This is a genomic window from Amycolatopsis dendrobii (assembly GCF_014145675.1).
Classification (GTDB): domain Bacteria; phylum Actinomycetota; class Actinomycetes; order Mycobacteriales; family Pseudonocardiaceae; genus Amycolatopsis; species Amycolatopsis dendrobii.
This window is the reverse complement of the sequence record NZ_JACGZW010000006.1, coordinates 496,784-520,916: the sequence shown is the minus strand read 5'-3', so window position 1 is coordinate 520,916 and position 24,133 is coordinate 496,784. Positions and strand designations below refer to the sequence as shown.

Sequence of the window (24,133 nt, the reverse complement as noted above, 5' to 3'; positions counted from 1 at the left end):
CTAGCGGGGGCCCGAGCAGGCGGTCAAGCGCTCGCCAGCTCCACCCGGTTCCGGCCTGCCTGCTTGGCCCGGTAGAGCGCGGCGTCGGCGGCCACCAGCACGTCGTCGACGCTGGAGAGGTGCTTCGCCGGGTACAGCGCGCAGCCGATCGAGACGGTCAGGTCGCTGATCACCGAATCCTGATCCGGCAGCGCGACGACCACCTGCGGGATCCGCCGCCGGATGCGGTCGGCGATGTGGCCGAGGTGCTCGGCGCTCGGGATGTCCGGCAGCGCGATCGCGAACTCCTCGCCGCCCCAGCGGCCGCACACGTCCTGCTCGCGGACTTCGTCGCGCAGCGACAGCGCGATCTCGCGCAGCACCAGGTCGCCGGTGGGGTGGCCGTAGGTGTCGTTGATCGCCTTGAAATGGTCGAGGTCGAGCAGCAGCACGCCGACGCTGTCCTGGTTCGCCCGCGCGCGTTCGAGGTAGCGCTCGGCGACCGTGCGCCACCAGCGTTTGGTGGCCAGCCCGGTGGTGACGTCGGTGCGCGCGTCGCGCTGGAACTGGGTGAGCAGCAGCCCGCGGTGCAGTGCCACGAGCGCGATCACGACGCCCGCCAGGATCAGCGGGTTGGCGAGCAGCAGGAGCGCCGCGGTGACCAGGCCGAGGCCGATCGCGCCCGCTTCGAGAAGCTGGTCGCCGAAGCCGGAGAACAGGTCGGCGAACGACCGCGGCGGGCTCGACAGCGCGATCGCGACCATGACGAGCGCGGTGTTGATCGCCCAGCGCAGTCCGGCGGCGAGCACGAAGACGATCAGGTCGACCAGGCCGGGCCCGAAGCCGTCGGCGAGCACCCCGGGGTATTCGTGCATCCCGAGCGCGAGTACCGCGACGGCGGCTTGCGTTCCGCACAGGACGGACGCGCAGGAGAAGATCCAGCGGTGCGGCAGAACCGGCCGTTCACGCGGCCAGATCCGCCACCACGCGACGGCGTAGGTGAGCACGACCATCGCCGAGGCGAGGATCGCGGGCAACGCCACCACGGCGGCGATGCTCCACACGGCCTTGGTGTCGACGTACGCGACTGTGGGCGCGCGGCTGTACTCGCGCTGCCGTTCGATGTGCCGGGTCGCCTCGATCGCCAGCGCCGCGCACACGGCGAGAACCCCAAAGCGGATCAGGTCGATCTGACGCACTGGCGCGAGCCACGCGGTGGCGAGGGTGGTGCCCACTGCCACGACGTTCACCAGCAGCACGTACATGCGGACGTGAGAGGGCAACCGCCATAGGCGCCAGCCTGTGAACCACCCGGCAACTCGTCCGCGCACTCTTCACCTCACCCGATTGGCTTCTACGGTAAACGACGAGGCGCGTTGTGTGCTGCCTGTCGTCCGGACTCTGGGAAGCACCGGGGCGATTTCGCCCGGACAGCCCAGCGCCAGACGGCCGGCGAGGGGAGGTGGCCACTGTGAGTAGCGGCCGACTGCTCCGAATCCGGGCCGGACCAGGGGATCCACGAGGGTCCCTTTTGGACCCCCATGGCCACTTTCGGTGACCAGCCTACCGGCGATGACGTGCGAAAACCGCCGAAGGCGCGACTCTGAAACGGAGGTGACGACAGTGCGCGACAACAACTGGACGGCTCTTCGGTGACCTCGGTCTCCCTCACGGTCTCGACTCGAGGTCGAGACTTCGGTCTTCGCAGATGAGAGGAGGTGCCCACAGTGCGGGACAACAACTGGTGAATGGCGCCGAGCAGGGAATCCGGGATGCGGAAAGGAGGCGGCGAGATGCGCGACAACAACTGGACCCGCTGAGGACCGTCGGCCGATCGGAGTCGTTCGAAAAGGAGGTGGCCGCGGTGCGTGACAACAACTGGGCCCGCTGAAACGGCTGAAACCACGGAACGAAATGCAGTCGGAGGAGGTGAACAACTGCCATGCGCGACAACAACTGGACTCGCTGAACCTGCTGATCGCCGACCGTCGATTCGGGAAGGAGCTGCCGTCGTGCGCGACAACAACTGGAACCGCTGAAGCCCGCTGGCTGATCGCTGAGGAGGAAGGAGAGCGCTGTGCGTGACAACAACTGGACTCGGTGAGTTCCGCTGATTACTGGCCGTCGAGCTGCGAAGGGAGTCGCCGCGATGCGCGACAACAACTGGACCCGCTGAGCCCCGCGATCACTGACCGCCGACATCGCGAAAGGAGTCGTTGCAGTGCGCGACAACAACTGGGCTCGCTGAGCCTCGCCGATCGCCGACCGCCGAGCCATGAAGGGAGTCGCCGCGATGCGCGACAACAACTGGACCCACTGAACCCCGGCAACCACCGCCCGTCGAGCCACGAAAGGAACCGTCCCGTGCGCGACAACAACTGGACCCGCTGAGCCCGCTGACCACCGCCCGCCAACTCGTGAAGGGAGCCGCTGCCGCGATGCGTGACAACAACTGGGCTCGCTGAGTCCCGCCGATCACCGCCCGTCGAGCCGTGAAAGGAGCTGCCGCGATGCGTGACAACAACTGGACCCGCTGAGCCCCGCCAACCACCGCACATCAAGCCGCGAAGGGAACGCCGCCATGCGTGACAACAACTGGGCTCGCTGAGCCCCGCCGTCCATCACCCACCGAGCCATGAAGGGAGCCCCGCCATGCGTGACAACAACTGGACCCGCTGACCGACCCCCAGCCCGCCCCACGAGGAGGTGAGAGGGCATGCGTGACAACAACTGGACGTGACCGAAGCCAGTCCCGCGGCGCACCCGTCCCGCGGATTACGGCGCGGGAGGTGGGGTGGCCCCGTCGAGGGGAGTTCGGCGGGGCCGCACCTCGCGGTCGGCTCGCACCGCCCGCGCCCATGCGGTCCCGGCCACCGCGGCGCACCCTGCCCCGGCTACGGCGGCGATCGCGACCACCGTCGTCGGCGCGAAGGCCAGCGCCAGCGCGCCCGCGGCCGCGATCGTCAGGCCCTGCGCCGCTCGCAACGCCGCGATCGCGACCCCGATCACCTGGCCGCGTTGTTCCGGCGGCGCGGCGAGGCTGTACTGCACCTGGGTGATCAAGTCGTGCGCGGAGAACATCCCGGACACTGTCCAGACCACGACGACCACCGGCAACGCGGGCGTCCAGCCGGTCGGCAGCAGCACGAGGCTGCTCGCCACCGCGAGCGGACCCAGCCACCGCACCTGCCGCGCCCGCGGCAACCGGCTGATCAGCAACGCGCCGAGCAGCGTCCCGACCGGGTTCGCCACCAGCAGCCAGCCGAGCACGCCCGTGCCGCCGAGTTGCGCGGCCACTGGCACCGCCAAACCCTCCGGCACGACGTAAAACCCGCAGCAGCACGCGATCGCCAGCAGCGACCGCAGTTTCCGGTCCCGCGCGACCAATCGGCACCCGGCCTTCAACGACGCCCACTGCGGCGCGTGTTCGGTCGCCTTCGAGACCGGGTACGGCCGCAAACCCCAGCGCAGCGCGGCTGCCGACACCGCGAACGTCACCGCGTCCGCCCACAGCGCGCCCGAAACCCCGAGCCACGCGACCACCGCGGCACCCGCGCCGAAGCCGATCACCAGCGCCGCCTGGTACGTCGAGGAGAGAATCGCTTGTCCGGTCGCCAGTTTCTCCTCGCCCAGCATGTCCGGAAGGACCGCTTGCCGAGCCGCCTGAAACGGGCCTGCCGCGAGTTGCACGATCACGAGCAGTCCCGCGGCGACCGGCCAAGGCATGCCGGGAATCGCCATCAACGCGACCAGCAGTGCGCGCACGACATCGGCGACCACGAGCACGGTGCGGCGCGGGAACCGGTCGGCGAGCCCGCCGAGTGCACCACCGAGCAGGTCCGGCAAATAGGTGAGCGCATACGTCCCAGCGGCCCAGCCCGCGGAGGCCGTTCGGTTGAACACCAACACAGTCAGCGCGACTCGTGCTAGTTGGTCACCTGCCACCGACAGCACGTGCGCGAGCCAAAGCGCACGAAATTCGCCTATCCGGAACATGCTCCGGAAAGACGGCGCTGTCGTGGTCATGTGCTCACCCTGTCGTGACTCGGCCACCCGGAGCAACCCGGGCCTGGCGCGGGTGGGTCGCGGATCCGGCTCCGGCCGTCCGTGGAAAACTGGGTGATCGCCGTCCGTGGATGATGTCGCACCGAAGGGTTTTCCGTTGACCGAGGAGAGCCGGCAGGTCGCCGGTCGCTACGAGCTCGTCGAACTGATCGGCAGCGGCGCGATGGGGATGGTCTGGCGCGGGGAGGACAAGATCCTCGGCCGCGTCGTCGCGGTGAAGGAACTCCTCATGCCCGTGAACCAGGGCGAGGACAAGGTCGAGGAAGCCCGCAACCGCGCCATGCGCGAGGCCCGCATCGCCGCCCGGCTGCAGCATCCGAACGCCATCTCGGTGTTCAACGTGGTCGAGCACGAGGACCGGCCATGGCTGATCATGGAGTACCTGCCCTCGCGCAGCCTCGCGGTGAAACTGCGCGAGGACGGCCCGCTGACCGTCGACGAGGCGATCCCGTTCGCGGTGCAGCTGGCCGGCGTGCTCGCCGCCGCGCACCGGGCGGGCATCGTGCACCGCGACGTCAAACCGGGCAACGTCCTGCTCGGCGACGACGGCAGCACGGTCAAGGTGACCGACTTCGGCATTTCGCGCGCGGTCGGCGACGTCACGCTCACCGCGACCGGCGAAATCTCCGGCACGCCCGCGTTCCTCGCGCCCGAGGTCGCCCGCGGCGAGGAGGCGACGTTCGCCTCCGACGTGTTCGCCCTCGGCGCGACGCTGTACATGGCGGTGGAGGGCGATCCGCCGTTCGGTACCGCGGACAACGCGATCGCCTTGCTGTACCGGGTTTCCAGCGGTTCGATCAACCCGCCGAAGCAGGCCGGGAAGCTGGAGCCGCTGCTGCTGAAGCTGCTGGAGCTCAAACCGGAGGACCGGCCGTCGATGGCCGAGGTCGTCACGGAACTGCGCGAACTCGACGGCGGCGTCACCCCGGTCGCGACCGTCCCGGAACCGCCGACGCTGCCGGAAGCCAAACCGCCGGTCGTGCCCACGACGGTCGCGGTTCCGGCCGCGGGTGCCCCCGCCGCGCCGCCCGCGGGCTCGGACCGAAGACGCCGCGGGATGATCTTCGCCGGGGCGGGCGCGCTGCTCGTCGTGATCGCCGTGATCGTCACCGTCGTCCTCACCCGCAACCACGGGGAGGAAAACCCGGCCGCGAACCCGCCGCCTGCTTCTGGAACTTCCGCACCTTCCAGCGCTCCGGCGACTTCATCCGCGTCGCAGCCTTCGCCGTCGACGCAGCCGTCCGCTCCGTCTTCGTCGAGTGCTCCTCCGTCTTCCAGTTCCGCGGCGAACTCTCCGGAGGCGATGGCTTCCGCGCTGCGCGCTTACTTCTCGTACCTGCCGGGCAATCTGGAAGCCGGCTGGGCGATGATCAGCGACAAGTTCCGCGCCGCGCACAAAAATCAGACTTTCGACGAGTACAAGGCGTGGTGGAGCCGGTTCAGTTCGGTGACCGCGAACGATGTGAAGGTCACCGGCGAGAACACGCTCACCGCGGTGATCACCTATCACCGCGCCGGCGGCAGCCCGACGACCGAGACGCACCGCTACACAATGTCGCAGCGCAACGGCACCTGGCAGATCGACGTGGAGAGCTAGCTCTCGAGCAGCAGCGCGATCGCGGCGGCGGTGTCGCGGTCCGGGCCGACTCGCACGGTGCGCAATCCGGCGGACCGTGCGGGTTCGACGTCCTCGCCGACGAGCCAGGCGTCGTCCAGGGTGGTTTCGCAGCGTTCGGCGGCGAGCGCGAACAGCTTCGGGTCCGATGTGGACAGTCCGTCCGGCCCGGCGAGCACCCAGCCGTCCACGAGCCCGGCGATTCCGGTGCACAGCAGCGTGGACAGCTGCGGTTCGCCCTCGCCGAGGACGCCGATCCGCCAGCCCGCCGCGCGCAGCCGGGGCAACCCGGACAGCACGCCGGGCGCGGCCGGGACGAGTGCGGGATGGCGTTCGCGGTAGGCGTCTTCGAGCTCGGGTTCTTGCAGGTCGAAGCGCTCGCGGAGGTTCTTGAAGAAAGCTGCCCGGTCGGCGCGCCCGCGGTCGTCGGCGGCGATGAGCCACGCGGCGTCCGCGTCGGCGAGCCGGTGCTCCGCGCAGAACTCCCACACCCAGCGGCGGAATCCCTCCGCGCGATCGACGAGCGCGGTGTCGAGGTCGAACAGGGCGAGCCGCACGGGGAGAGATTAGCGTGTTCCGTCCGGGCTCCGGGAGATTTTTCTACTCCGTTCGAGTGAACAGATCGCGGTTTTTGTCGGTGTTCGATGCGAACATATGTTCGTGACGAGCGAAGGACCGATCCTCCACGCCGACCTCGACGCGTTCTACGCCTCGGTCGAGCAGCGCGACGATCCCCGGCTGCGCGGCAGGCCGGTGATTGTGGGCGGTGGCGTGGTGCTGGCCGCGAGCTACGAGGCCAAGGCGTTGGGCGTGCGCACCGCGATGGGCGGGGCGCAGGCCAGGCGGTTGTGCCCGCATGCCGTGGTGGTGCCGCCGCGGATGTCGGTCTACAGCGCGGCGAGCAAGGCGGTGTTCGAGGTGTTCCGGCGGACGACGCCGGCGGTGGAAGGAGTGTCTATCGACGAAGCTTTTTTGGACGTCGGCGGTCTGCGGCGAATCGCCGGACGTCCGTCGGAGATCGCGGCGGGCCTGCGCGCGGAGGTGCTGGCGCAGGTCGGGCTGCCGATCACGGTAGGGGTGGCGCGCACGAAGTTCCTCGCGAAGGTGGCGAGCGGCGTCGCGAAACCGGACGGTCTGCTGGTGGTGCCGCCGGAGCGAGAGCTGGAATTCCTGCACCCGCTGCCGGTGGAGCGGTTGTGGGGAGTGGGAAAGGTGACGTCGGCGAAGCTGCGGGAACGCGGCGTCCGCACCGTGCGCCAAGTCGCCGAACTGCCCGAGGCCGCGCTGATCTCCATGCTGGGCCCAGGTTCCGGACGCCACCTGCACGCCCTGGCGCACGGCCGCGACCCACGCACGGTGCAACCAGGGAAACGCCGCCGCTCGATCGGCTCGCAACGCGCCCTTGGCCGCCGCTCTCGCTCTCCCGCCGAGCTGGACGAGATCGTGGTGTCCATTGTGGACCGGCTGGCGCGCCGGTTGCGCGGCGCGTCGCGGGTCTGCCGGACGGTGGTGCTGCGCATGCGCTTCGCGGACTTCACCCGCGTCACGAGGTCGCACACGCTCGCCGACAGCACCGACCACACGGAAACCCTGCTGTGCACCGCCCGCGGTCTGCTGTCCGCGGCGCAACCGCTGGTGTACGACCGGGGTTTGACGTTGCTGGGCCTGTCGTTCTCAAACCTCGACAGCCATGGCGCGGTGCAGTTGGCACTGCCACTGGACCAACCGTCCAGCCCGGCGATGTCCGCGGAGGCGACTGCGCTGGACTCAGCAGTCGACGCCCTGCGCAACCGCTTCGGCGCGGCCGCGCTGACTCGGGCGGCTTTGCTGAGTCATGAGGCGGGGATGGAGATGCCTATGCTGCCGGATTGATCGGATGCGGTGGTCCCGCGGGCGCTTCACTGCGGTTCGGACGACTTTGCGCGTAAGTGCGGGAAGTCGTTGGCCAGCATCAGGGAACGAGATGCTGGTGGTGCCGGGCCGGTCGGGTGTGGTGGTTTCGCGAGGGCTGGTTCCTGGGCCGGGTGGGTGATCCTGGTGGGTTGGGCTGGTGGTGCCGGGCCGGTCGGGTGTGGTGGTTCCGTGAGGGCTGGTTCCCGGGCCGGGTGGGTGATCCCGGTGGGCCGGGCTGGTGATCCCGGTGGGTTGGGCTGGTGGTGCCGGTGGGCCGGGCTGGTGGTGCCGGACCGGTCGGGTGCGGTGGTTCCGTGCGGCCGCTGTTCGAGTCGGCGGGCTGATCCTGGTGCGTTGGGCATCCGCGAGGCGGTGCCGATTGGGTGCGGTGGTCCGTGCGGGCTGGCTCCCGGGCTGGGTTGGGTGATCCGGGCGGGTGCTGAGGGTGCCGGGCCGTTTGGGTGCGGTGTTGCGCGAGGGCTGCTCCCGAGGCGGGTCGGGTGAGTCCGGCGGGTTGGGTGCTGCGCGGAAGTCCGGCCAGCCCGGGCCGAGGTGGGACGCTGCGGGTTCCGTCTCCCTGGTGCGGCTCTGGCCCAAGGCTCGTGACCCTCGCACCGCGCGCAGCAGCGGCCGGTGGAGATCGCGGCGGCTTGCTTCCTCGTTGAAACCGGAGCCGACGCTCTCGCCGGGAAGCGCCGGCCCAGGCGGGCGGAAACGCCGGGAGCTCAGCCGAGTGCGCGAGTCTCAGTCGCTGGCTTCTCCTGACTGGCCGCCCACGACGCCAAGAGGGCCAGACCGTCCGCGGTCGTGGTGCCGGCCGGGGCGGTGTAGACGTTCAGGATCAGACCGGGGTCGGTGGGCAGGTCCATTGACTCGACGTCCAGGTCGAGGCGGCCCACGACGGGATGGTGCAAGCGTTTGCGTCCGGAGCGGTGAAGCCGCACGTCCTGGGATGCCCATCGCTGCCGGAAAAGGTCGCTGCGTGTCGATAGTTCGCCGACGAGCGCGATCAGTTCCTCGTCGTGCGGATCGCGGCCTGCTTCCATGCGCAGTTTCGCGGCCACGTCGGAGGCGACCCGGTCGTAGTCGACGAAGAACGTTTGGGCTGCTTCGGGTTCCAGGTACACGAACCGTGCGGTGTTCGTTGGACGGCGCGGGTTGGCGAGCATGGGGGAATACAGTGCGCGGGCGAGGTGGTTCGTGGCCAGTACGTCGTAGTGGCCGTTGCAGATCCACGCTGGGGCGTCGGTGATGGCGGCGAGCACCTGCTGAAGCGCCGGGCGCACCGTCGCGGTGGGGCGTCGGCGGCGTGGGCTGCCGGGGGTCCTCGATTGCCGGGCGAGTTGGAACAGGTGATCCCGTTCGGCTTCGTCGAGGTGCAGGGCGGTGGCCACCGCGTTGAGTACGCCGTCGGAGGCGCCGGTGAGGCTGCCGCGTTCCATGCGCACGTAGTAGTCGACCGAGACTCCCGCCAGCAGGGCTACTTCTTCGCGGCGCAGGCCTTTGACCCGGCGGTTGCCGCCGTAGGCGGGGAGACCGGCTTGTTCGGGCGTGATCCGGGCACGGCGGGAGCTCAGGAACTCCTTGATCTCGGTGCGCAGATCGGTCATGGCCACCTCGTCACCGTAGCTGTTGTGCGCGGGCGGAGGGAGGTACTGCTAGTGCCCCGATGTGGCAGGGAAAAGGGTCTAGGTGCCTGACGCGGTCGTGGCGGTGCCGCCGTCGACCGGGATGACGGCGCCGGTCAGGTATGACCCGGCTCGGCTGGCGAGGAATACTGCGACGCCTGCCATGTCGTCGTCGCGGCCGAGTCGGCGGAGAGGGGCTTTCGCTGCGATCTGGTCGCCGATGGCATCGATCGTGGCTGCCATCATCTGCGACGGGAACACTCCTGGGGCTACCGCGTTCACCGTGATGTGCTGTGGGCCCAGTTCCCTGGCGAGCACCCTGGTGAGTTGATGGAGTGCCGCTTTGCTGCTGGCGTACGAGTAGTTGGGTGCCTCGGCGACGTGGATGGCGGCGATGCTGCCGATGTTGATGATGCGTGCGGGGTCGTCGGCGGTGCTTGCTTCGCGCAGTGCGGGGAGAAGCGCTTGGGTCAGCCAGAAGGGTGACTTGAGATTGAGGTCGAGCACGGCGTCCCAGCCCTCGGCCGGGAACGTCTCCAGCGGTTCGCGCCACATCGCCCCGGCGTTGTTGACGAGGATGTCCAAGCGGTTCGAGCCGGCCTTGACCAGATCGGCTAGCCGTTGGCATTCGTCGTACCTGGACAGGTCGGCGGGGACCGCTTGAACGTCGCCGAATTCGGACAGGAGACGTTCTGCCTCCGCGCACGCGTCTGGCTTGCGTGAGCTGACAATCACGCGGGCACCCGCCTGCAAAAGGCCGCGCGCGATCATCATTCCAATGCCTCTGGTGCCGCCAGTGACAAGTGCGTATTTCCCGCTCAGGTCGAAAAGGTCTGAGTGAGTGTTCGCCATTGGTCTTCGGTCCTTTTGTCGTGGAAGCCGTACGCGGCTGGGAGCCGACTCGAACAAGGTTGACAGGCTTCCTGGACCTCAGGGAGACCCTGGTGATACCGGTACTGGCAGATCCTCCCTTGCTACTTCAGATCGGCGAGCAGACCGTCCAGGGCTTGCGTGAGTGCGGCGGCATTGGCGGGATCGAACCACGTGGTGCGGATTCGTTCATTGTTTCCCTTCGGGGTTTCGTGGTCGGCGGCAAGCTGATCCAGGGAGCGGCTTTCGTCATTCAGTGCGCGGCCGACGTTCTGGAAGAGGCCGCGGACGTACCGTTCGGCGACGTCGGTGGTGATGCCGTGGTTGGCGGCCCATGAGGTAAGCGTCGCGAGGTAGGCGTAGTGAGCGGTGAGGGTCCCGGTCAGTGCGGAGAAGACGTTGAAGGCGTCCTCGTCGGCGACCGGCAACGAGCCGCCCAGTTGGTCGAAGAGCGCGTCCACCGCTGGGTGCGGAGGTGCGGTCACGGTGACGGAGCGCCGCTCGCGTACGGCGGGCAGTGGGATGGCGCGGACGATCGGGGCGTTGGTGTCGAGGGTGCGGCGCAAGGCGTCGATGGCGACGCCGGCCATCAAGCTGAGCACGGTCTTGTCGTCGGCCACCGTTAGGCCGTCGAGTGCATCGTGGTGGTCTTGGCGGCGTACGGCGATGATCACCAAGTCTGCCCGGTCCACGACCTCCTGGTTGTCGGCGCACACGTGGACGCCCTCGAAGCGTTCGGACAGTTCGGCGGCGACGTGGGCTCCCCGCGGGGAGAGGAAGATTTCTGGCGACGCACTGCCATCGAGGCGTAGGCCTTCGACCAGGGCTTTGCCGATTTCGCCTACGCCGATGATGCCGATGTGCTGCATTGTGTTGTCCTCCATGGGTTACGCGGGTTGCTGTCCACGGTAAAGCGACCGCGAGAATGCCTGCCGGACAAATCCGGTTCCGACACGGATTCCTCCGTCATTTCGCCAGAGCCGCGTGGAGGAACGCGAGGATTTCCGCCTGGGCGGCTTTGGCCTGCGGCTCCAAGCCGGGCAGGGTGAGGAATGCGTGCTTCGCGCCCGGGTATTCGGTGAGCTGCACGGAGGTTCCGCCCTCGCGCAGCCGTTCGGCGTAGCGGCGGCCGTGGTCGGCGACGGCGTCCTGAGTGGGTACCACCACTAGTGCGGGGGCGAGGCCATGCAGGTTGGTGGCGTGCAGCGGCGAGACGGACCTGGCATCGGCTCCCGGTGGGACGGCGAGCCGTTGGAAGAGTTGCAGCAGAGGCAGTGCTCGGGACGGGCTGTAGGCGTATTCGGTGATGGACGGGTATTCGAACATCGTCTCGGTTACGTCGGCGACTGGGTTGACCAGCACTTGTGCCCTGAGCTTCAGGCCAGTCTTCTTGGCGCGGACGGCGGTCAGTGCGCTGATCAGCGCACCGCAGCTTTCGCCGAAGATGGCCACGCGCGTCGGGTCGATGCCCCACGCCGAGGCTTGCCGCACCACGTTTTCGAGCACGTCCCAGCCGTCGGCAGCGGCGTTCGCTAGGGCGCTGTCGGGGGCGAGGAGGCGGTGTTCGACGGAGACGACGACGGCTGGCAGCCGTGCGGCGAGGTGGCTGTTGGTCCAATCGCACTGCGCTGCTGTGCCTACGAAGCCGCCTCCGTGGACATGGATCACCAACGGCAGCACGGCTTCCGACCTCGGCCGGTAGACCCGGACTGGGAGCTCGCGGCTGGGCAGCGTGATCTCTCGCCATTCGAGCACGGCGTCAGGGGTCGGCTCTCCGATGATCGGGTACGCCGCGCTGGAGGCCCGGAAACGGTTCTCCGCCTCGCGGTAGGCGAGCAGTCCGGCGGGCGTGATCGTCGAGAAGTCCGGCTCCGGCGGCCTCGTCGGAGCAGCGGGTTCGCTCATGGTTCCTTCTTTCCCCAGTAACTTGTCCTCATTATGCACACACTGTGTGCATTGCCAAGTGCATAAGTTATGCTGGTCCGGACGGAAGGGGTGCGATGACTGGTCGCAGGCGATGGTCGACCGACGAAATCCTGGACACGGCGGAAGACCTGCTGCGCACGAGCGACGCCGAGTCGTTCAGCGTGCGCAAGCTCGCCGCGGCGCTCGGGACCGACCCGTCCAGCCTTTACCGGCACTTCCGCAACAAGACCGAACTGCTGCGTGCCGTCGCCGACCGGATCCTGCTGGCCGCCATGGACGGTTACCGTCCGGAAGGCGCCTGGAAGCAGCGCATCACCGCGTTGGCCCTGCGCCTGCACGAGGCCTTCGGCGAGCAGCCCCAGCTCGCCACGGTGTGGGGGCGCTACGCGTCCGGCGGCACCGGATCTCGTTTGGTCATGGAGGAATTGCTGCAGGCGCTGCGCGCGTCCGGTCTGCCGGACGAGCAAATTCCGGTGCGCTACCACCGCATCGTGCTCCTCGTCGCCGCGCTGATCGCCGCCGAGGCGGGCATCAGCAGCATCACCGCCGAGGAGTACGAGCAGGGACTGGAGCAGTTCCGCGTCGCGGTGCTCGGGGCCGATCCGGAACGCTTTCCTGCCTTGGCTTTCTTCGCCCGCGACGTCCGTCCGCTCGGAGCGGATCGACGCGCTGCGTTCGAAGAAATCCTCGCCGGCCACCTCGCGCAGATCGAGGCGCTGATACCCGGGGTCAGCCGCTGATAGCGCTGGCTTTGTCGCGGAGTGCGGCAAGACCTGCACTGATCAGAGGGTGTCCGCTGCTGCCCCGGCGCACGGCGGTCAGCAATTGGCGAGTAGGAATAGACTTTCCCAGCAACGGAATCCGCATAACCGCGTGCTCGGGCAGCGGCACGATCCTCGGCACCAGGCACACGCCGAGGCCTTCCGCGACGAGCGCTGAGACTGCGTACCATTCCTTGACTTCGTGCCCGATCCGCGGCGTGAACCCGGCGGCGGCGCATGCTGCGGTCACCAATGGATAGGTGTCGTTGTTGTGTTTCTTGACGATCCACGGTTGATCGGCCGCCTCGGCGAGTTCGATTCCCTTGTGGCGGGCCAAGGGGTGGGTTGCGGCGACAAGCAGGTCTTGGCGGTCGGTCGTCAACGAAGCCTGTTCGAAGCGGGAATCGGTGACTGGCGGTGCCTCTGGGCCGGGCAGCACGAGGGCGATGTCGGCCTCGTCGGCGAGCAGAAGACGGTAGCAGTCGGCACTTTCCTCTTCGGTGATTTGTATTTCTGCCAACGGATGCGTCTCGCGCAGGCTGGCGACAGCGGGGGCGGCGAGAGTCGCTAGCGCGGAGGAGACGCCGCACAGGCGCAGCGTTCCGCGGAGCTCAGCGCCCTCTGCGGCGAGTTCCGCGCGGGCCGCTTCCCATTGCAGCCGCAGCGCGTCGGCGTGTCGGAGCACGATGCGTGCGGCGGGAGTCAACTGCACTCGACGGCCTTGCGGCGCGAGCAGTTCCACCTCCAAATCCCGCGCCAGCAAACGTAATTGCTGCGAAACGGCGGAGGGGGTCAGGTGCAGCGCGGCGGCGGTCGCGGTCACCGTGCCGTACTCGGCGAGGGTTCGCAGGACGTGCAACCGGTGGTCAATCATGTAGTCCAGGCTAAACGGTTTCGTGCGGAAAGATTCGTTAGACGTGCACGCTTTCAGCGGCGAACCTGGAGACATGAGGGATCTGCCTGCGCCCGCGCTGATGGTGGGGAGCGTGCTGAGCGTCCAATTCGGGCAGGCGTTCGGGAAACAGCTTTCCGAGGACGTCGGCGCGTCCGGCGTGGTGGCGTTGCGGCTCGGCCTGGCTGCCGCGGTCCTGCTGGTGCTGTACCGGCCCGCGGTTCCGCGCAGCTGGGCGGAAAGAAGGGTGGTCCTCGGCTTCGGCGCCGCCATCGCGGGGATGAATTTGATCTATCCCGCGTTGACCTTCCTGCCGTTGGGGCTGGCGAGTGCATTGCAGCTGCTGGGGCCGATTTCGTTGGCGTTGTTCAGTTCGCACCGTCTCCGCGACGTGGCCTGTGCTGTCTTGGCCGGAGGCGGGGTGTGGCTGTTCTACGCCCCGCGCGACGTCAGCTTTCCGCTCGGCGGCGTGGCTCTCGCATTAGCGTCCGGCGCTTGCATGGCCGGTTACTTCCTGCTCAGCAAACGCGCCGGTGCCAAGAGCGCGGGAGGAGGCCCGCTTGCGCTGGCGTTGGCTTGGGCTGCCGTGCTTTCGGTGCCCCTGGGCGTCATCGACCAGGGCACCCGGCTGGCGACGCCTCGGGTGTTGCTGGCCGGCGTAGTGGTGGCCGCGTTGTCGGCGGTGGTGCCGTATTCCTTGGAGCTGGCGGCTTTGCGACGGCTGCCTGCCCGGACGGTCGGGGTGCTGGCCAGCCTTGAGCCAGCGAGTGCGGGGCTGGCCGGGGTGCTGGTCCTCGGCGAGCATTTGCGCGCGCTGCAGTGGGTGGCGCTGGCGTGTGTGGGCCTCGCGAGCGCCGGGGCGGTGTTGGGGCGGAAGGACGCTACTCAGCGGAGCGGTTGACGAGTGCGGCGATGCCTTCGATCAGGCGGTCCAGCCCGAACGCGTACTCGTGGTCGAGGCTGTACGGAGCCTGGTGCGTTTGCCCGGCGGCCGCGCCGACTCGATCCGCGACCGGGAAGCGTCGCGGTTCGTAGACCTCCGCCAGTGCGGGTGCGGTCGCGGCCCACCATTGCTGGTCGGTCATCCCGGTTTGCCGCACGACGCGCGCGGCCTCGACCTTGCGCCGCGCCAGGCCTTCGACGTGGGTGGTCACCAGGGTGATCGTCGAGTCCATTTCGACGTCGGACAGGCCGATGCCGTCGATGACCGCCAGTTCCAGGTCGTACTTCGCGATCGCGTTCGGGCCAAGCGTCGGACGGCCGGTGAAGACTTGCAGCAGCCATGGATGCCGCAGGTGCATCGCCCAGTTGACGGCGGCGACGCGGCGGAGGCCGTCGCGCCAGTCGTCGGCGTCTATTTCGGACAGTTCGGCTACTGCCTCGCCGTACACCGCGTCGACCATCGCTTCGACCAGTTCCGCGCGCGACGAAACGTAGGTGTAGAGCGACATCGTCCCGACGCCCAGCGATTCGGCGACCCGGCGCATCGACAGCGTCGCCAGGTCCTGTTCGGTGTCCGCGACCTCGACCGCCGCGTCGACGATCCGGGCCGGGGTCAGCCCGTGCTTCGGGCCGCGCCGCGGCAGCTGGCGGGTGCCCCACAGCAGCGCGATCGTCGCGGCGGGGTCGCCGGGGTTGCCGTCAGTCGTCACGTGACCAGCATAGGAACTTAACTCCGTAGGCAATACGGAGTCTTATGCTAGTCTTCTTCGTATGGCATACGGAGTAGATGGCCTCCTGGCCCGCGGAGTGCGGAAGCGGTACGGCGCACGGGCCGCGCTGGACGGCTTCGACCTGCGGGTGGAGCCGGGGACGGTGTGCGGCCTGCTGGGGCCTAACGGCGCGGGAAAGACGACCGCGGTGCGGATCCTGACCACGTTGCTGCGTCCGGACGCGGGCGAGGTGCGGGTGGCCGGTTTCGACGCGGTCGCCGAGCCGGACGAGGTGCGGCGGCGGATCGGGCTGGTCGGGCAGAACGCCTCGGTCGACGAGATCCTGACCGGCAGGCAGAACCTCGAACTGTTCGGCAGGCTCGGCGGATTGCCCTCGCGGGCGGCCCGGGCCCGAGCGGCGGAACTGCTGGAACGGTTCGGGCTCGCCGAAGCCGCGGGCCGGTCCGTCTCCGGTTACTCCGGCGGCATGCGGCGCAAGCTTGACCTGGCCGCCGGGCTGCTGCTGAACCCGGCGGTGCTGTTCCTCGACGAGCCGACGACCGGACTCGACCCGGCCGCGCGCATCGACGTCTGGGCGGACGTCCGCGCGCTGGCCGGCACCGGGACCACGGTGCTGCTGACCACGCAGTACCTGGAGGAGGCGGATCAGCTCGCCGACCGGATCGCGGTCCTCGACGCGGGCCGGGTCGTCGCCGCGGGCACGCCGGACGAGCTGAAGGCGAAGGTCGGGCCGGACCGGGTCGAGACGGTCGTCCGGAAGCCGACGCTCGACGAGGTCTTCCTGCACCTGACCGGGCACGCGACCGCGGCGGCGGGGGAGGCTCGATGACCGTCCCTGCCGCAGCATCCGGAAACGTGTCCTGGCTGGTGCACACGGCTGTCCTGGCCCGGCGGATCCTGATGCACTGGAAGCAACGTCCGGTCTCGATCGCAGTCACGCTGCTGTTCCCGGTCCTGATCGTGGTGATGTTCGGTCAGCTTTTCGGCGGCGCGATGGCCATCCGGGACGGTGCCTACATCGATTTCCTCATCCCCGGCATGCTCGCGATGACCATGTTGTTCGGGCTGGAATCCACTGTCCTCGCAGTGACTTCCGACGCCGCGAAGGGCGTCACCGAGCGGATCCGCGCGATGCCGGTCGGCGGGCTGGCCGTGTTGACCGGACGCTGTCTCGCCGACTTGATCAGCGCGGTCGCCGGGCTGGTCGTGATGATGGGAGCGGGGCTGGCGCTGGGATGGCGTCCGCAGCAGGCGTCCGTGCTGGGCGCGGTCGGGTTGCTGCTGTGGCTGCGGTTCGCCTTTGTCTGGATCGGGATCTGGCTCGGACTGCTGCTGAAGACCCCGGAATCGGCGGTTTCGGTGCAGGTGCTGGTGTGGCCGGTCGGCTTCCTGTCCGGCGTTTTCGTTTCCCCCGACACCATGCCTGCCTGGCTGAGCGCGGTCGCGACCTGGAATCCGCTCACCGCAACGGCTTCCGCGGTGCGCGAGCTGGCGGGCAATCCGGCGTGGGCGGCGAACGGCTGGGCGGCGGAGCATTCCGTGCTGCTCGCGCTGGGCTGGCCCGCGGTGCTGACCGCGGTCTTCCTGCCGCTCGCCACCCGGCGGTACCGCTTGCTGGGACGGTAAAAAACAGCCGGGCGGCAAGGGAAATCCCCTGCCGCCCGGCCGCACCCCGAGAGGAAATTCAGGCACGTGCCTTCGCATGCGTCCGCCCGCGCAGGTCGAGTTCGATTTCCTCCAGCGTCCGGCCCTTGGTTTCCGGGACGAGCCACTTCGTGAGGAAGAACAGGACCACGTTGATGCCCGCGAACAGGAACATCGAGCCGCCGAGGCCGAGTGCGCCGGGATCGGAGATGATCGGGAACACGGCGCTGATGATGCCGGTCGCGGCCCACAGCACGACGCTGCTCACGCCCATGCCCGCGGCGCGGACCTTCAGCGGGAACACCTCGGCCATCATGACCCACACGACCGCGCCCCAGCCCAGTTCGTAGCCGACCAGGTACAGCACCATCGCGACGAGCATCAGAATGCCCTTGGTCGCGGTGTCGTGGACCTCCAGCACGATGAACCCGGCCGCCACCAGGGTGATCACCATCAGCACGTTGCCGATCAGCAGCAGCGGCTTGCGGCCCCACCGGTCGACCACGAACACGACCCACACGGTGAACAGGAACTTGGTCACGCCGAGCAGCACGCCGGACAGCAGCGCCGCCTGGGTCGCGAAGCCGAGGCCGATCAGCATCGTCGGGAAGTACGCGTTCACCGCGTTCACGCCGCTGAACTGCTGGCCGATCGCGAGCAGCAGGGCCACCACGAGCATCGGGCGCACGGTCGGCGTCAGCAGGTCACGGAAGCGGGTCTTCGCCGATTCCGAGTCGAGCCGGATCACCTCGCGGATCGTGCCGATCTCCTCGTCGACGTTCACGCCGCCGCCGTGCGAACTGAGCAGGACCGCGCGGGCCTGCTCCTCCTGGCCGTTCGCGACGAGCCAGCGCGGCGTTTCGGGCAGGAACACCAGTCCCGCCAGCAGGATCACCGCGGGCACGATCGCGCCGGCGAACATCAGCCGCCAGTTGCCCGAGGTGCCGAGGCCGTAGCTGACCAGGAACGCGATCAGGATGCCGAGCACGATGAAGATCTGGTTCAGCGCGCCCATCGCCCCGCGCAGCCGGGCCGGGGCGAGTTCCGACAGGTACGTCGGGACTGTCGAGGACGACAGCCCGATTCCGATGCCGATCACCAGCCGGGAAATGATCAGCAACGCGAACGTCGGCGAAAAGGTGGCCGCGAGCGTGCCGATGATGACGACGACCGCGGCCGCCATGATCGTCCGGCGGCGGCCGAGCCTTTCGTTGAGCCGGGAGGAAAAACTGGCGCCGACGATCGCACCGATCGAAATGCTCGCGGTGATGACGCCTTTGTCCCAGCCGGACAGGCCCCAGAGTTTCCCGATGAACGGCAACACCCCGGAAATGACGCCGAGGTCGTAACCGAACAGGATGCCGCCGAGGGCACCGAAGAAATACAGCGTCGTTCTGCCGATGGGCCGCCGCGCCGCGGCTGTCTGTGTCATTGCCGAGCCGTCTCTTTCCGGGATGGCCGGCCGGTCCTGGTCCGCTGCCCGCGAGGTCAGCGCCGTCCTGGCCGGACGAATGGGGGTCGAGGGGACAAGGACTGCCGGACTGGTCCAGCACTGGGGAACGGCCGAACCCGCCGTCGCGCCGGCGCCTTTCCTCGCCGTGCGCCGGCCCCGCCCGCTCCGGTTCGAACTTCGCCGTACACAGTCACACGCTGGTCACCGGCGGGCAAGACGCGGGCTGATAACTATTCAGTCACGTGACTAGCGTTCACATATGTGGACAGGGTAGGCGGGCGTTTGTGCAGGTCAAAGCCTTGCCGACGAGATCTTGCCAAGAGTTTCCGCGAAGGTCGAACTGTCGGGAACCGGCTGCCGCGGACGTCCGTCGTACGGGTCGTCCGGACGCCGCGGTGGGGGGAGATGCGCATGGGAACGGGTTTCGAGGTCGCTCCGGGGGAGGTCGCGACCGCGGCCGGACGGGCGCACGAGGCGGCGGCGACCGTGCGGACGGTCGACCTCGCGGGCGCGCTCGCCGGGGTCGGGCTGTCCGGCGGCACGAGCGTGGCCGCGGCGGATCGCCTGTCCGGCGCCTGGGGCCGCGCCGTTCCGAAGTGGACAGCCGGCACCGAGGCCTACGCGGGCAACCTCGACCAGGCCGCGGCCGGCTATCGCGGCTCCGACCGGAACGCGACCGGCGAGATCGCGGCGGCGGGCCGATGATCACCTGGGGAGACGTCCGGCGCTGGAATCCCGCAGGCCTCGCCGCGGCGGTCGACGCGCTCGGCATCCGGGCCGCCCGGCTCACCGCGGCGAACGACGACGCCGACGCCATGACGAAGTTCGGTGCCTGGCAAGGCGACGCGGCGGACGCCGCGACCGCCAAAGGCACCGCGCTCACAACGGAATTGCGGCAGCTGACCACTGACGTATCGGCGGTCCGGCGCGGGGTGCACGACGCGCAGCTGGCGGTCGAGCGGATCAGTGCGGCGGTGCGCGACGTCGACGATTTCGCCTCGCGCAACGGAATGCGGATCGACGACGGCGGCGGGGTCAGCGGGGAGCCCGAGCGGCAGGCCGAAGTCGCCGACCGCGTCGGCCAGATTCTCCGTGACGCCACCGAAGCCGACGCTGACCTCACTGTCGTGCTCGATCGCGCGGTGCAGGGCGAAAGCGGTGGGACGGGCGTCGTCGCGCTGGCGATGGCGACCAGCAGCCAGCCGAAACCGAACGGCACTCCGGCGGAGAACCGGGCGTGGTGGGACAGTCTGTCCGATTCCGCGCAATCCTCGATCCTGCGCGACAACCCGGACCTGATCCGCAACCTCGACGGCATCCCGGTGGTCGATCGCGACGCGGCGAATCGCGTTGTGCTGCAACAGGAAATCGACAAGCGCAAGGGCGACGACGCGCAACTGCGCGGCCTCACCGCGATCCGCGACCGGCTCGCGGCCACCGGAGACGGCAAACCGCCCGCCTTCCTGATCTCGCTCGACGTCAGCGGCGACGGCACCGCGGTGGTCGCGGCCGGAAACCCGGACACCGCGGCGAACGTCGCGACCTACGTGCCCGGCACCGGCAGCGAGCTGGCCAAGATCGGCGGCGACCTCGGCCGGTCGGACAAGATGTGGCAGTCGGCGACGATGGCGGGCTCGCCGTCGACGTCGGTGATCACCTGGGTCGGCTACGACGCGCCAGATGAACTCGTCAACGCTGCCAGCGAGAAATACGCCGACGGCGGCAAAGAGGCGTTGTCGAAATTCGAGGACGGCCTGCGGGCTTCGCACGAAGGCACGCCGTCGCACAACACCGTGCTCGGCCACAGCTACGGCACGACGGTGATCGGCCACGCGGCTCGCGACGGCGGGCTCAATGCCGACGACCTGATCTTCGCCGGCAGCCCGGGCGTCGGCGTCGAGCACGCGAACCAGTTGCACCTCGACGGCGTCCCGCAGGATCAGGTCGCCCAGCACGTGCACTCGACGGTCGCCGAACACGACCTCATCAAGATCACCAACATCGGCGTCGGCGGCCACGACCCGCTCGGCCCGAGCCCGGCGGGCGACGGATTCGGCGGCCAGGTCTTCGAATCCGCGCCGGGCGACAAGGGCCCGTGGTACGAGGGCGGCCTGTCCGGGGCCGCGCACAGCCAATACTGGGAGGACAACAACCCGTCGCTGCGCAGCTTCGGCCGGATCATCGCCGGGCTGCCGGCGTGACGGCGCGCCGCACCGCGCTGGCCTGCCTCGCCGCCCTTCCCCTCGTAGCCTGCTCCCCAGGAGGTGGAGCCATGACCCCCACGATCACCGAAACCGAAGCCCGCGACCAGGTCGAGGACTACGTGCGCGGCGCGTTTTCCGCGCTGCCCGCGCCCGCCGGACGGGAACTTTTCTCCCGCAACCGTTCCGAATGCACCGATCCGACCGACAACGGTCCGGCCGGACGGTACGAAATCTCCGCCACCTACGAGGTGACCGGCCTCGAACCGGGCACCTTCACGGCGCAGTTCGAGGCCGTCGTGAAGTGGTGGCAGGGGCACGGTTTCACGGTGCTGACCGACCGGCGGCCCACCGACCAGTACGTCTTCGCGCGCAACGAGCGGGACGGCTTCGACATGTCGTTGCAGGCCAACGAACTCGGAAAGCTCTATCTGGGTGCGACTTCGCCGTGCATCTGGCCGAAAGGCACTCCTGAGGCTGAGCCCGAGGCCGTCGTGGAGGAGGAGGTCGCGGAAGCCCCGGAGCCCGAGCGTCCTCGACCGCGCCGCGCGCCGGTGGACGACGAGGATTTCGGCCAGACGTCCTGGTCGGACGGAGGGACCGCGTTCTGATCGCCCGCGGGTAGAGTGGACTCGCAGGTCCAATCGGGAGGCAGGCGATGACGCTCACGCGCAAGGGCGAGGCCACGCGACAGCGGATCGTGGAGGGCGCGGCCGAGGTGATCCGCGAGCGCGGCGTGCTCGCGACGACGCTGGACGACGTCCGTGCGCAGACCGGGACCAGCAAAAGCCAGCTGTTCCACTATTTCCCGGACGGCAAGGAAGAACTGCTGCTGGCCGTCGCGCGCTGGGAGGCGGACCGGGTGCTGGAGGTGCAGCAGCCGTCGCTCGGCGCGCTGCGCACCTGGGACGACTTCCGGACCTGGCAGCAGGTGGTGCTCGGGCACTACACCGAGCAGGGCAGGCATTGCCCGCTGAACGTGGTGATGTCGCAGATCGGCCGCAACACGCCGGGCGCGCAGGCGGTGGTGGCGCAGCTGATGCAGCGGTGGCTGTGCGAGTTGACCGCGGGGATCGAGAACCTGCGGGCGGCCGGGGAGATCCGGCCCGGATTGGATCCGAAGCAGGCCGCGTCCGCACTGCTGGCCGGGGTGCAAGGCGGGGTGTTGATGCTGTTGACGACCGGCGAACCGCAACACCTCGAAGCTGCGCTAGAGGTGGGTATCGCCGGTCTGCGCGCGGCCTAGCGAAAGCACGCGAGGGGAACCCTGACGGAATCAGACTCCCTCAGGGTTCCCTTCGCGGACAGCCGGGGTGGTTCAGGCGTTCTTGATCGCGGAGATCTCGAACTCGAGGGTGATCTTGTCCGAGACCAGCACGCCGCCGGTTTCGAGCGCGGCGTTGAAGGTGACGCCGTAGTCGCTGCGGTTGATCGTGGTCGAGCCCTCGAAGCCGACGCGGTCGTTGCCGAACGGGTCCTTCGCGGCGCCGCCGAACTCGAACGGGATGGTGACCTGCTTGGTGACGTCCTTGACGGTCAGGTCGCCGGTCACGTCGAAGGTGTCCTCGCCGGTCTGCTTGATCCCGGTGGAGGTGAAGGTGATGGTCGGGAACTGCTCGACGGACAGGAAGTCGTTGGTGCGCAGGTGGCCGTCGCGGTCGGCGTTGCGGGTGTCGACGCTCTTGGTCTGGATGGTGACGTTCGCGCTCGAGTTGGCCGGGTTCTCGCCGTCCAGGGTGAACGAGCCCTCGAACTCGTTGAAGGAGCCGCGGACCTTGGTGACCATGGCGTGGCGGGCGACGAAGCCGATCCGGCTGTGCGAACCGTCGATCGTGTAGGTGCCGGTCAGGTGGGCGTAGGTGGTCGCGCTGGTCATGAGTTCCGTTCCTTCGGGTCCTTGGTTGAGTGTTCAACTAGCACTGTAGCCCACAATAACTGATTGCGCGAGCAAGTGTCGGATATACTCCCCCTCTGTGGTGAACAGAACCCCGCTGACCAGTGAAGAAGAGGCAGTGTGGCGTCCGCTGATGCGGGTCGTCACAGTCCTGCCGCGGGCTCTCGACGACCAGTTCGCGCACGACAACGGTGTCTCGCTGACGGATTACACCGTGCTCGTGTCGCTCTCGGAAGCGCCCGAAGGCAGGCTGCGGCTCACCGATCTGGCGGAGTCCACGGCGCTGTCGCTGAGCCGGATCAGCCGGGTCGTGGAGGCGATGGTGCGCCGCGGCCTGGTCAAGAAGGTGAAATGCCCGCAGGACCGGCGGGCCGCGCACGCGACGCTCACCGAATTGGGTCGGGCGAAGTTAGCCGCCGCGTATCCCGGGCATCTCGAACGGGTGCGCACGTTCCTGTTCGACCACCTCTCGCCCGAGGAGGTCCGCGCCGCGGGCCCGATCCTCGCCCGGCTGGCCGCCGCGCTGGAGCCGCCGGACGGTCCGGGCTGCCCGGACGACCAGACCTGACTCCCGACGAAAGGCTTCCGATGCCCGACCAGGGTGAGTTCAAACGCGACACGAACTACATCTTCGACCGCATCACCGCCGACGGCCGCGACGGCTGGCCGGTGGAGCCGGGCCGCTACCGCCTGGTGATCGCGCGCGCGTGCCCGTGGGCGAACCGCGCGTCGATCGTGCGCAGGCTGCTCGGCCTCGAAGAGGCGCTGTCGATGGGCCTGTGCGGCCCCACGCACGACGAACGCAGCTGGACCTTCGACCTCGACCCCGGCGGCCGCGACCCGGTGCTCGGCATCGAACGGTTGCAGGAGGCGTTTTTCGCGCGGTACCCGGACTATCCGCGCGGGATTACCGTTCCCTCCATTGTGGATGTCCCGAGTGGACAGGTGGTGACCAACGACTTCAAGCAGATCACCGTCGACCTGTCGCTGGAATGGGGCGCCTATCACCGCGACGGCGCGCCCGAGCTGTATCCGGAACGGCTGCGCGACGAGATCGAGGACGTCGCGGAGAAGGTCTTCCGGGACGTGAACAACGGCGTGTACAAGGCGGGTTTCGCCACTTCGCAGGAGGCTTACGAGGAGGCGTACCGCGCGTTGTTCTCCCGGCTGGACTGGCTGTCCGAGCGGCTGGCAGGCCAGCGGTACCTGGTAGGCGACACGATCACCGAGGCAGACGTTCGGCTGTTCACCACGCTGGTCCGCTTCGACGCGGTGTACCACGGGCATTTCAAGTGCAACCGGCAGAAGCTGACGGAGATGCCGGTGCTGTGGGCGTATGCGCGGGATCTGTTCCAGACGCCCGGTTTCGGGGACACGATCGATTTCGGGCAGATCAAGGAGCATTACTACGTGGTGCACCGGAACGTGAATCCGACCGGGATCGTGCCGCTGGGGCCGGAGCTGGCCGGGTGGCTGACGCCGCACGGGCGGGAGGAGCTGGGCGGGCGTCCGTTCGGGGACGGGACGCCGCCTGGGCCGCCGCCGGCGGGGGAGCGGGTGCCTGAGCTGGGAAGGTGACGGCGTGAGGGGTGCCTCGCATGCTGCATCAGATGAACTGGTTTCTGCGGAGATGAGATTA

Annotated in this window: 24 protein-coding genes; 13 read left to right on the top strand and 11 right to left on the bottom strand. The window is 68.7% G+C overall.

Translation table 11 applies throughout. The features are described from left to right. Nucleotides 1-23 precede the first annotated feature (23 nt). On the bottom strand, nucleotides 24-1,310 hold the full coding sequence (locus H4281_RS20510; RefSeq protein ID WP_182892543.1) for a GGDEF domain-containing protein: 1,287 nt from the start codon (nucleotides 1,308-1,310) through the stop codon (nucleotides 24-26). A gap of 583 nt (nucleotides 1,311-1,893) precedes the next feature. Between H4281_RS20510 and H4281_RS20505 the strand changes: the two genes are divergently transcribed. After that, nucleotides 1,894-2,064: a hypothetical protein gene (locus tag H4281_RS20505; RefSeq protein ID WP_182892542.1), complete on the top strand. Its 171-nt coding sequence runs from the start codon at nucleotides 1,894-1,896 to the stop codon at nucleotides 2,062-2,064. 690 nt (nucleotides 2,065-2,754) lie between these two features. On the opposite strand, the gene H4281_RS20500 is transcribed toward H4281_RS20505, so the two are convergent. Continuing rightward, entirely contained in the window at nucleotides 2,755-3,975 is a 1,221-nt protein-coding gene (locus H4281_RS20500) for an MFS transporter (protein ID WP_246412155.1), read from the bottom strand. Between the two features lie 166 nt (nucleotides 3,976-4,141). Here H4281_RS20500 and H4281_RS20495 point away from each other — a divergent pair, with 166 nt between their 5' ends. Further along, nucleotides 4,142-5,641 (top strand): serine/threonine-protein kinase, encoded by a 1,500-nt coding sequence (locus H4281_RS20495; protein ID WP_182892540.1) that lies wholly within the window; start codon nucleotides 4,142-4,144, stop codon nucleotides 5,639-5,641. On the opposite strand, the gene H4281_RS20490 is transcribed toward H4281_RS20495, so the two are convergent. Then, nucleotides 5,638-6,216, bottom strand: coding sequence for an HAD family hydrolase (locus H4281_RS20490; RefSeq protein WP_182892539.1), 579 nt, complete (start codon nucleotides 6,214-6,216; stop codon nucleotides 5,638-5,640). The genes H4281_RS20495 and H4281_RS20490 overlap by 4 nt on opposite strands. Before the next feature lie 97 nt (nucleotides 6,217-6,313). Here H4281_RS20490 and dinB point away from each other — a divergent pair, with 97 nt between their 5' ends. Then, complete coding sequence (dinB, locus tag H4281_RS20485) at nucleotides 6,314-7,531, top strand: DNA polymerase IV (RefSeq protein ID WP_182892538.1); 1,218 nt, start codon at nucleotides 6,314-6,316, stop codon at nucleotides 7,529-7,531. A 746-nt stretch (nucleotides 7,532-8,277) separates the two neighbouring features. Here the strand turns inward: dinB and H4281_RS20480 are convergent. From H4281_RS20480 to H4281_RS20465, 4 genes are all read right to left on the bottom strand, one after another. Continuing rightward, complete coding sequence (locus H4281_RS20480) at nucleotides 8,278-9,168, bottom strand: helix-turn-helix transcriptional regulator (RefSeq protein ID WP_182892537.1); 891 nt, start codon at nucleotides 9,166-9,168, stop codon at nucleotides 8,278-8,280. A gap of 72 nt (nucleotides 9,169-9,240) precedes the next feature. Beyond that, on the bottom strand, nucleotides 9,241-10,032 hold the full coding sequence (locus H4281_RS20475) for an SDR family oxidoreductase (RefSeq protein WP_182892536.1): 792 nt from the start codon (nucleotides 10,030-10,032) through the stop codon (nucleotides 9,241-9,243). A 122-nt stretch (nucleotides 10,033-10,154) separates the two neighbouring features. Further along, nucleotides 10,155-10,919, bottom strand: coding sequence for an NAD(P)-binding domain-containing protein (locus H4281_RS20470; RefSeq protein WP_182892535.1), 765 nt, complete (start codon nucleotides 10,917-10,919; stop codon nucleotides 10,155-10,157). 97 nt (nucleotides 10,920-11,016) lie between these two features. Continuing rightward, nucleotides 11,017-11,955 (bottom strand): alpha/beta hydrolase, encoded by a 939-nt coding sequence (locus H4281_RS20465; protein ID WP_182892534.1) that lies wholly within the window; start codon nucleotides 11,953-11,955, stop codon nucleotides 11,017-11,019. A gap of 95 nt (nucleotides 11,956-12,050) precedes the next feature. Here H4281_RS20465 and H4281_RS20460 point away from each other — a divergent pair, with 95 nt between their 5' ends. Beyond that, nucleotides 12,051-12,716, top strand: coding sequence for a TetR/AcrR family transcriptional regulator (locus H4281_RS20460; protein ID WP_182892533.1), 666 nt, complete (start codon nucleotides 12,051-12,053; stop codon nucleotides 12,714-12,716). Here H4281_RS20460 and H4281_RS20455 read toward each other — a convergent pair. Then, entirely contained in the window at nucleotides 12,706-13,686 is a 981-nt protein-coding gene (locus H4281_RS20455; protein ID WP_246412076.1) for a LysR family transcriptional regulator, read from the bottom strand. The genes H4281_RS20460 and H4281_RS20455 overlap by 11 nt on opposite strands. On the opposite strand from H4281_RS20455, the gene H4281_RS20450 reads away from it, so the two are divergent. Continuing rightward, nucleotides 13,685-14,530, top strand: coding sequence for an EamA family transporter (locus H4281_RS20450; RefSeq protein WP_246412074.1), 846 nt, complete (start codon nucleotides 13,685-13,687; stop codon nucleotides 14,528-14,530). The genes H4281_RS20455 and H4281_RS20450 overlap by 2 nt on opposite strands. Here the strand turns inward: H4281_RS20450 and H4281_RS20445 are convergent. Further along, nucleotides 14,511-15,281, bottom strand: coding sequence for a TetR/AcrR family transcriptional regulator (locus H4281_RS20445; RefSeq protein ID WP_182892532.1), 771 nt, complete (start codon nucleotides 15,279-15,281; stop codon nucleotides 14,511-14,513). The genes H4281_RS20450 and H4281_RS20445 overlap by 20 nt on opposite strands. Before the next feature lie 61 nt (nucleotides 15,282-15,342). Between H4281_RS20445 and H4281_RS20440 the strand changes: the two genes are divergently transcribed. Both H4281_RS20440 and H4281_RS20435 read left to right on the top strand, forming a co-directional pair. Next, nucleotides 15,343-16,131, top strand: coding sequence for an ABC transporter ATP-binding protein (locus tag H4281_RS20440; RefSeq protein WP_182892531.1), 789 nt, complete (start codon nucleotides 15,343-15,345; stop codon nucleotides 16,129-16,131). Further along, nucleotides 16,128-16,928: an ABC transporter permease gene (locus tag H4281_RS20435; protein WP_182892530.1), complete on the top strand. Its 801-nt coding sequence runs from the start codon at nucleotides 16,128-16,130 to the stop codon at nucleotides 16,926-16,928. Before H4281_RS20440 ends, H4281_RS20435 begins: the two co-directional genes overlap by 4 nt. A 58-nt stretch (nucleotides 16,929-16,986) precedes the next feature. Here the strand turns inward: H4281_RS20435 and H4281_RS20430 are convergent, their stop codons facing one another. After that, nucleotides 16,987-18,378 carry a sugar porter family MFS transporter gene (locus H4281_RS20430; protein ID WP_182892529.1) on the bottom strand — a complete coding sequence of 464 codons (1,392 nt, stop codon included), beginning with the start codon at nucleotides 18,376-18,378 and terminating at the stop codon, nucleotides 16,987-16,989. Nucleotides 18,379-18,810: 432 nt separating this feature from the next. On the opposite strand from H4281_RS20430, the gene H4281_RS20425 reads away from it, so the two are divergent. The 4 genes from H4281_RS20425 to H4281_RS20410 all read left to right on the top strand — a co-directional run bounded on the left by H4281_RS20425 (nucleotide 18,811) and on the right by H4281_RS20410 (nucleotide 21,846). Further along, nucleotides 18,811-19,104: a hypothetical protein gene (locus tag H4281_RS20425; protein WP_182892528.1), complete on the top strand. Its 294-nt coding sequence runs from the start codon at nucleotides 18,811-18,813 to the stop codon at nucleotides 19,102-19,104. Further along, nucleotides 19,101-20,600 carry an alpha/beta hydrolase gene (locus H4281_RS20420; protein ID WP_182892527.1) on the top strand — a complete coding sequence of 500 codons (1,500 nt, stop codon included), beginning with the start codon at nucleotides 19,101-19,103 and terminating at the stop codon, nucleotides 20,598-20,600. The genes H4281_RS20425 and H4281_RS20420 overlap by 4 nt, the downstream gene beginning before the upstream one ends. A 71-nt stretch (nucleotides 20,601-20,671) precedes the next feature. Continuing rightward, on the top strand, nucleotides 20,672-21,211 hold the full coding sequence (locus H4281_RS20415) for a hypothetical protein (RefSeq protein WP_182892526.1): 540 nt from the start codon (nucleotides 20,672-20,674) through the stop codon (nucleotides 21,209-21,211). Between the two features lie 47 nt (nucleotides 21,212-21,258). Continuing rightward, complete coding sequence (locus tag H4281_RS20410) at nucleotides 21,259-21,846, top strand: TetR/AcrR family transcriptional regulator (protein ID WP_182892525.1); 588 nt, start codon at nucleotides 21,259-21,261, stop codon at nucleotides 21,844-21,846. 72 nt (nucleotides 21,847-21,918) lie between these two features. Here H4281_RS20410 and H4281_RS20405 read toward each other — a convergent pair whose 3' ends face one another. After that, the gene (locus H4281_RS20405; RefSeq protein WP_182892524.1) at nucleotides 21,919-22,476 is read right to left on the bottom strand and encodes a YceI family protein; all 558 of its coding nucleotides are present in this window, start codon (nucleotides 22,474-22,476) and stop codon (nucleotides 21,919-21,921) included. A 97-nt stretch (nucleotides 22,477-22,573) separates the two neighbouring features. Here H4281_RS20405 and H4281_RS20400 point away from each other — a divergent pair, with 97 nt between their 5' ends. Next, complete coding sequence (locus tag H4281_RS20400; protein WP_182892523.1) at nucleotides 22,574-23,062, top strand: MarR family winged helix-turn-helix transcriptional regulator; 489 nt, start codon at nucleotides 22,574-22,576, stop codon at nucleotides 23,060-23,062. Between the two features lie 20 nt (nucleotides 23,063-23,082). Next, entirely contained in the window at nucleotides 23,083-24,072 is a 990-nt protein-coding gene (locus H4281_RS20395; protein WP_182892522.1) for a glutathione S-transferase family protein, read from the top strand. Nucleotides 24,073-24,133: the final 61 nt, after the last annotated feature.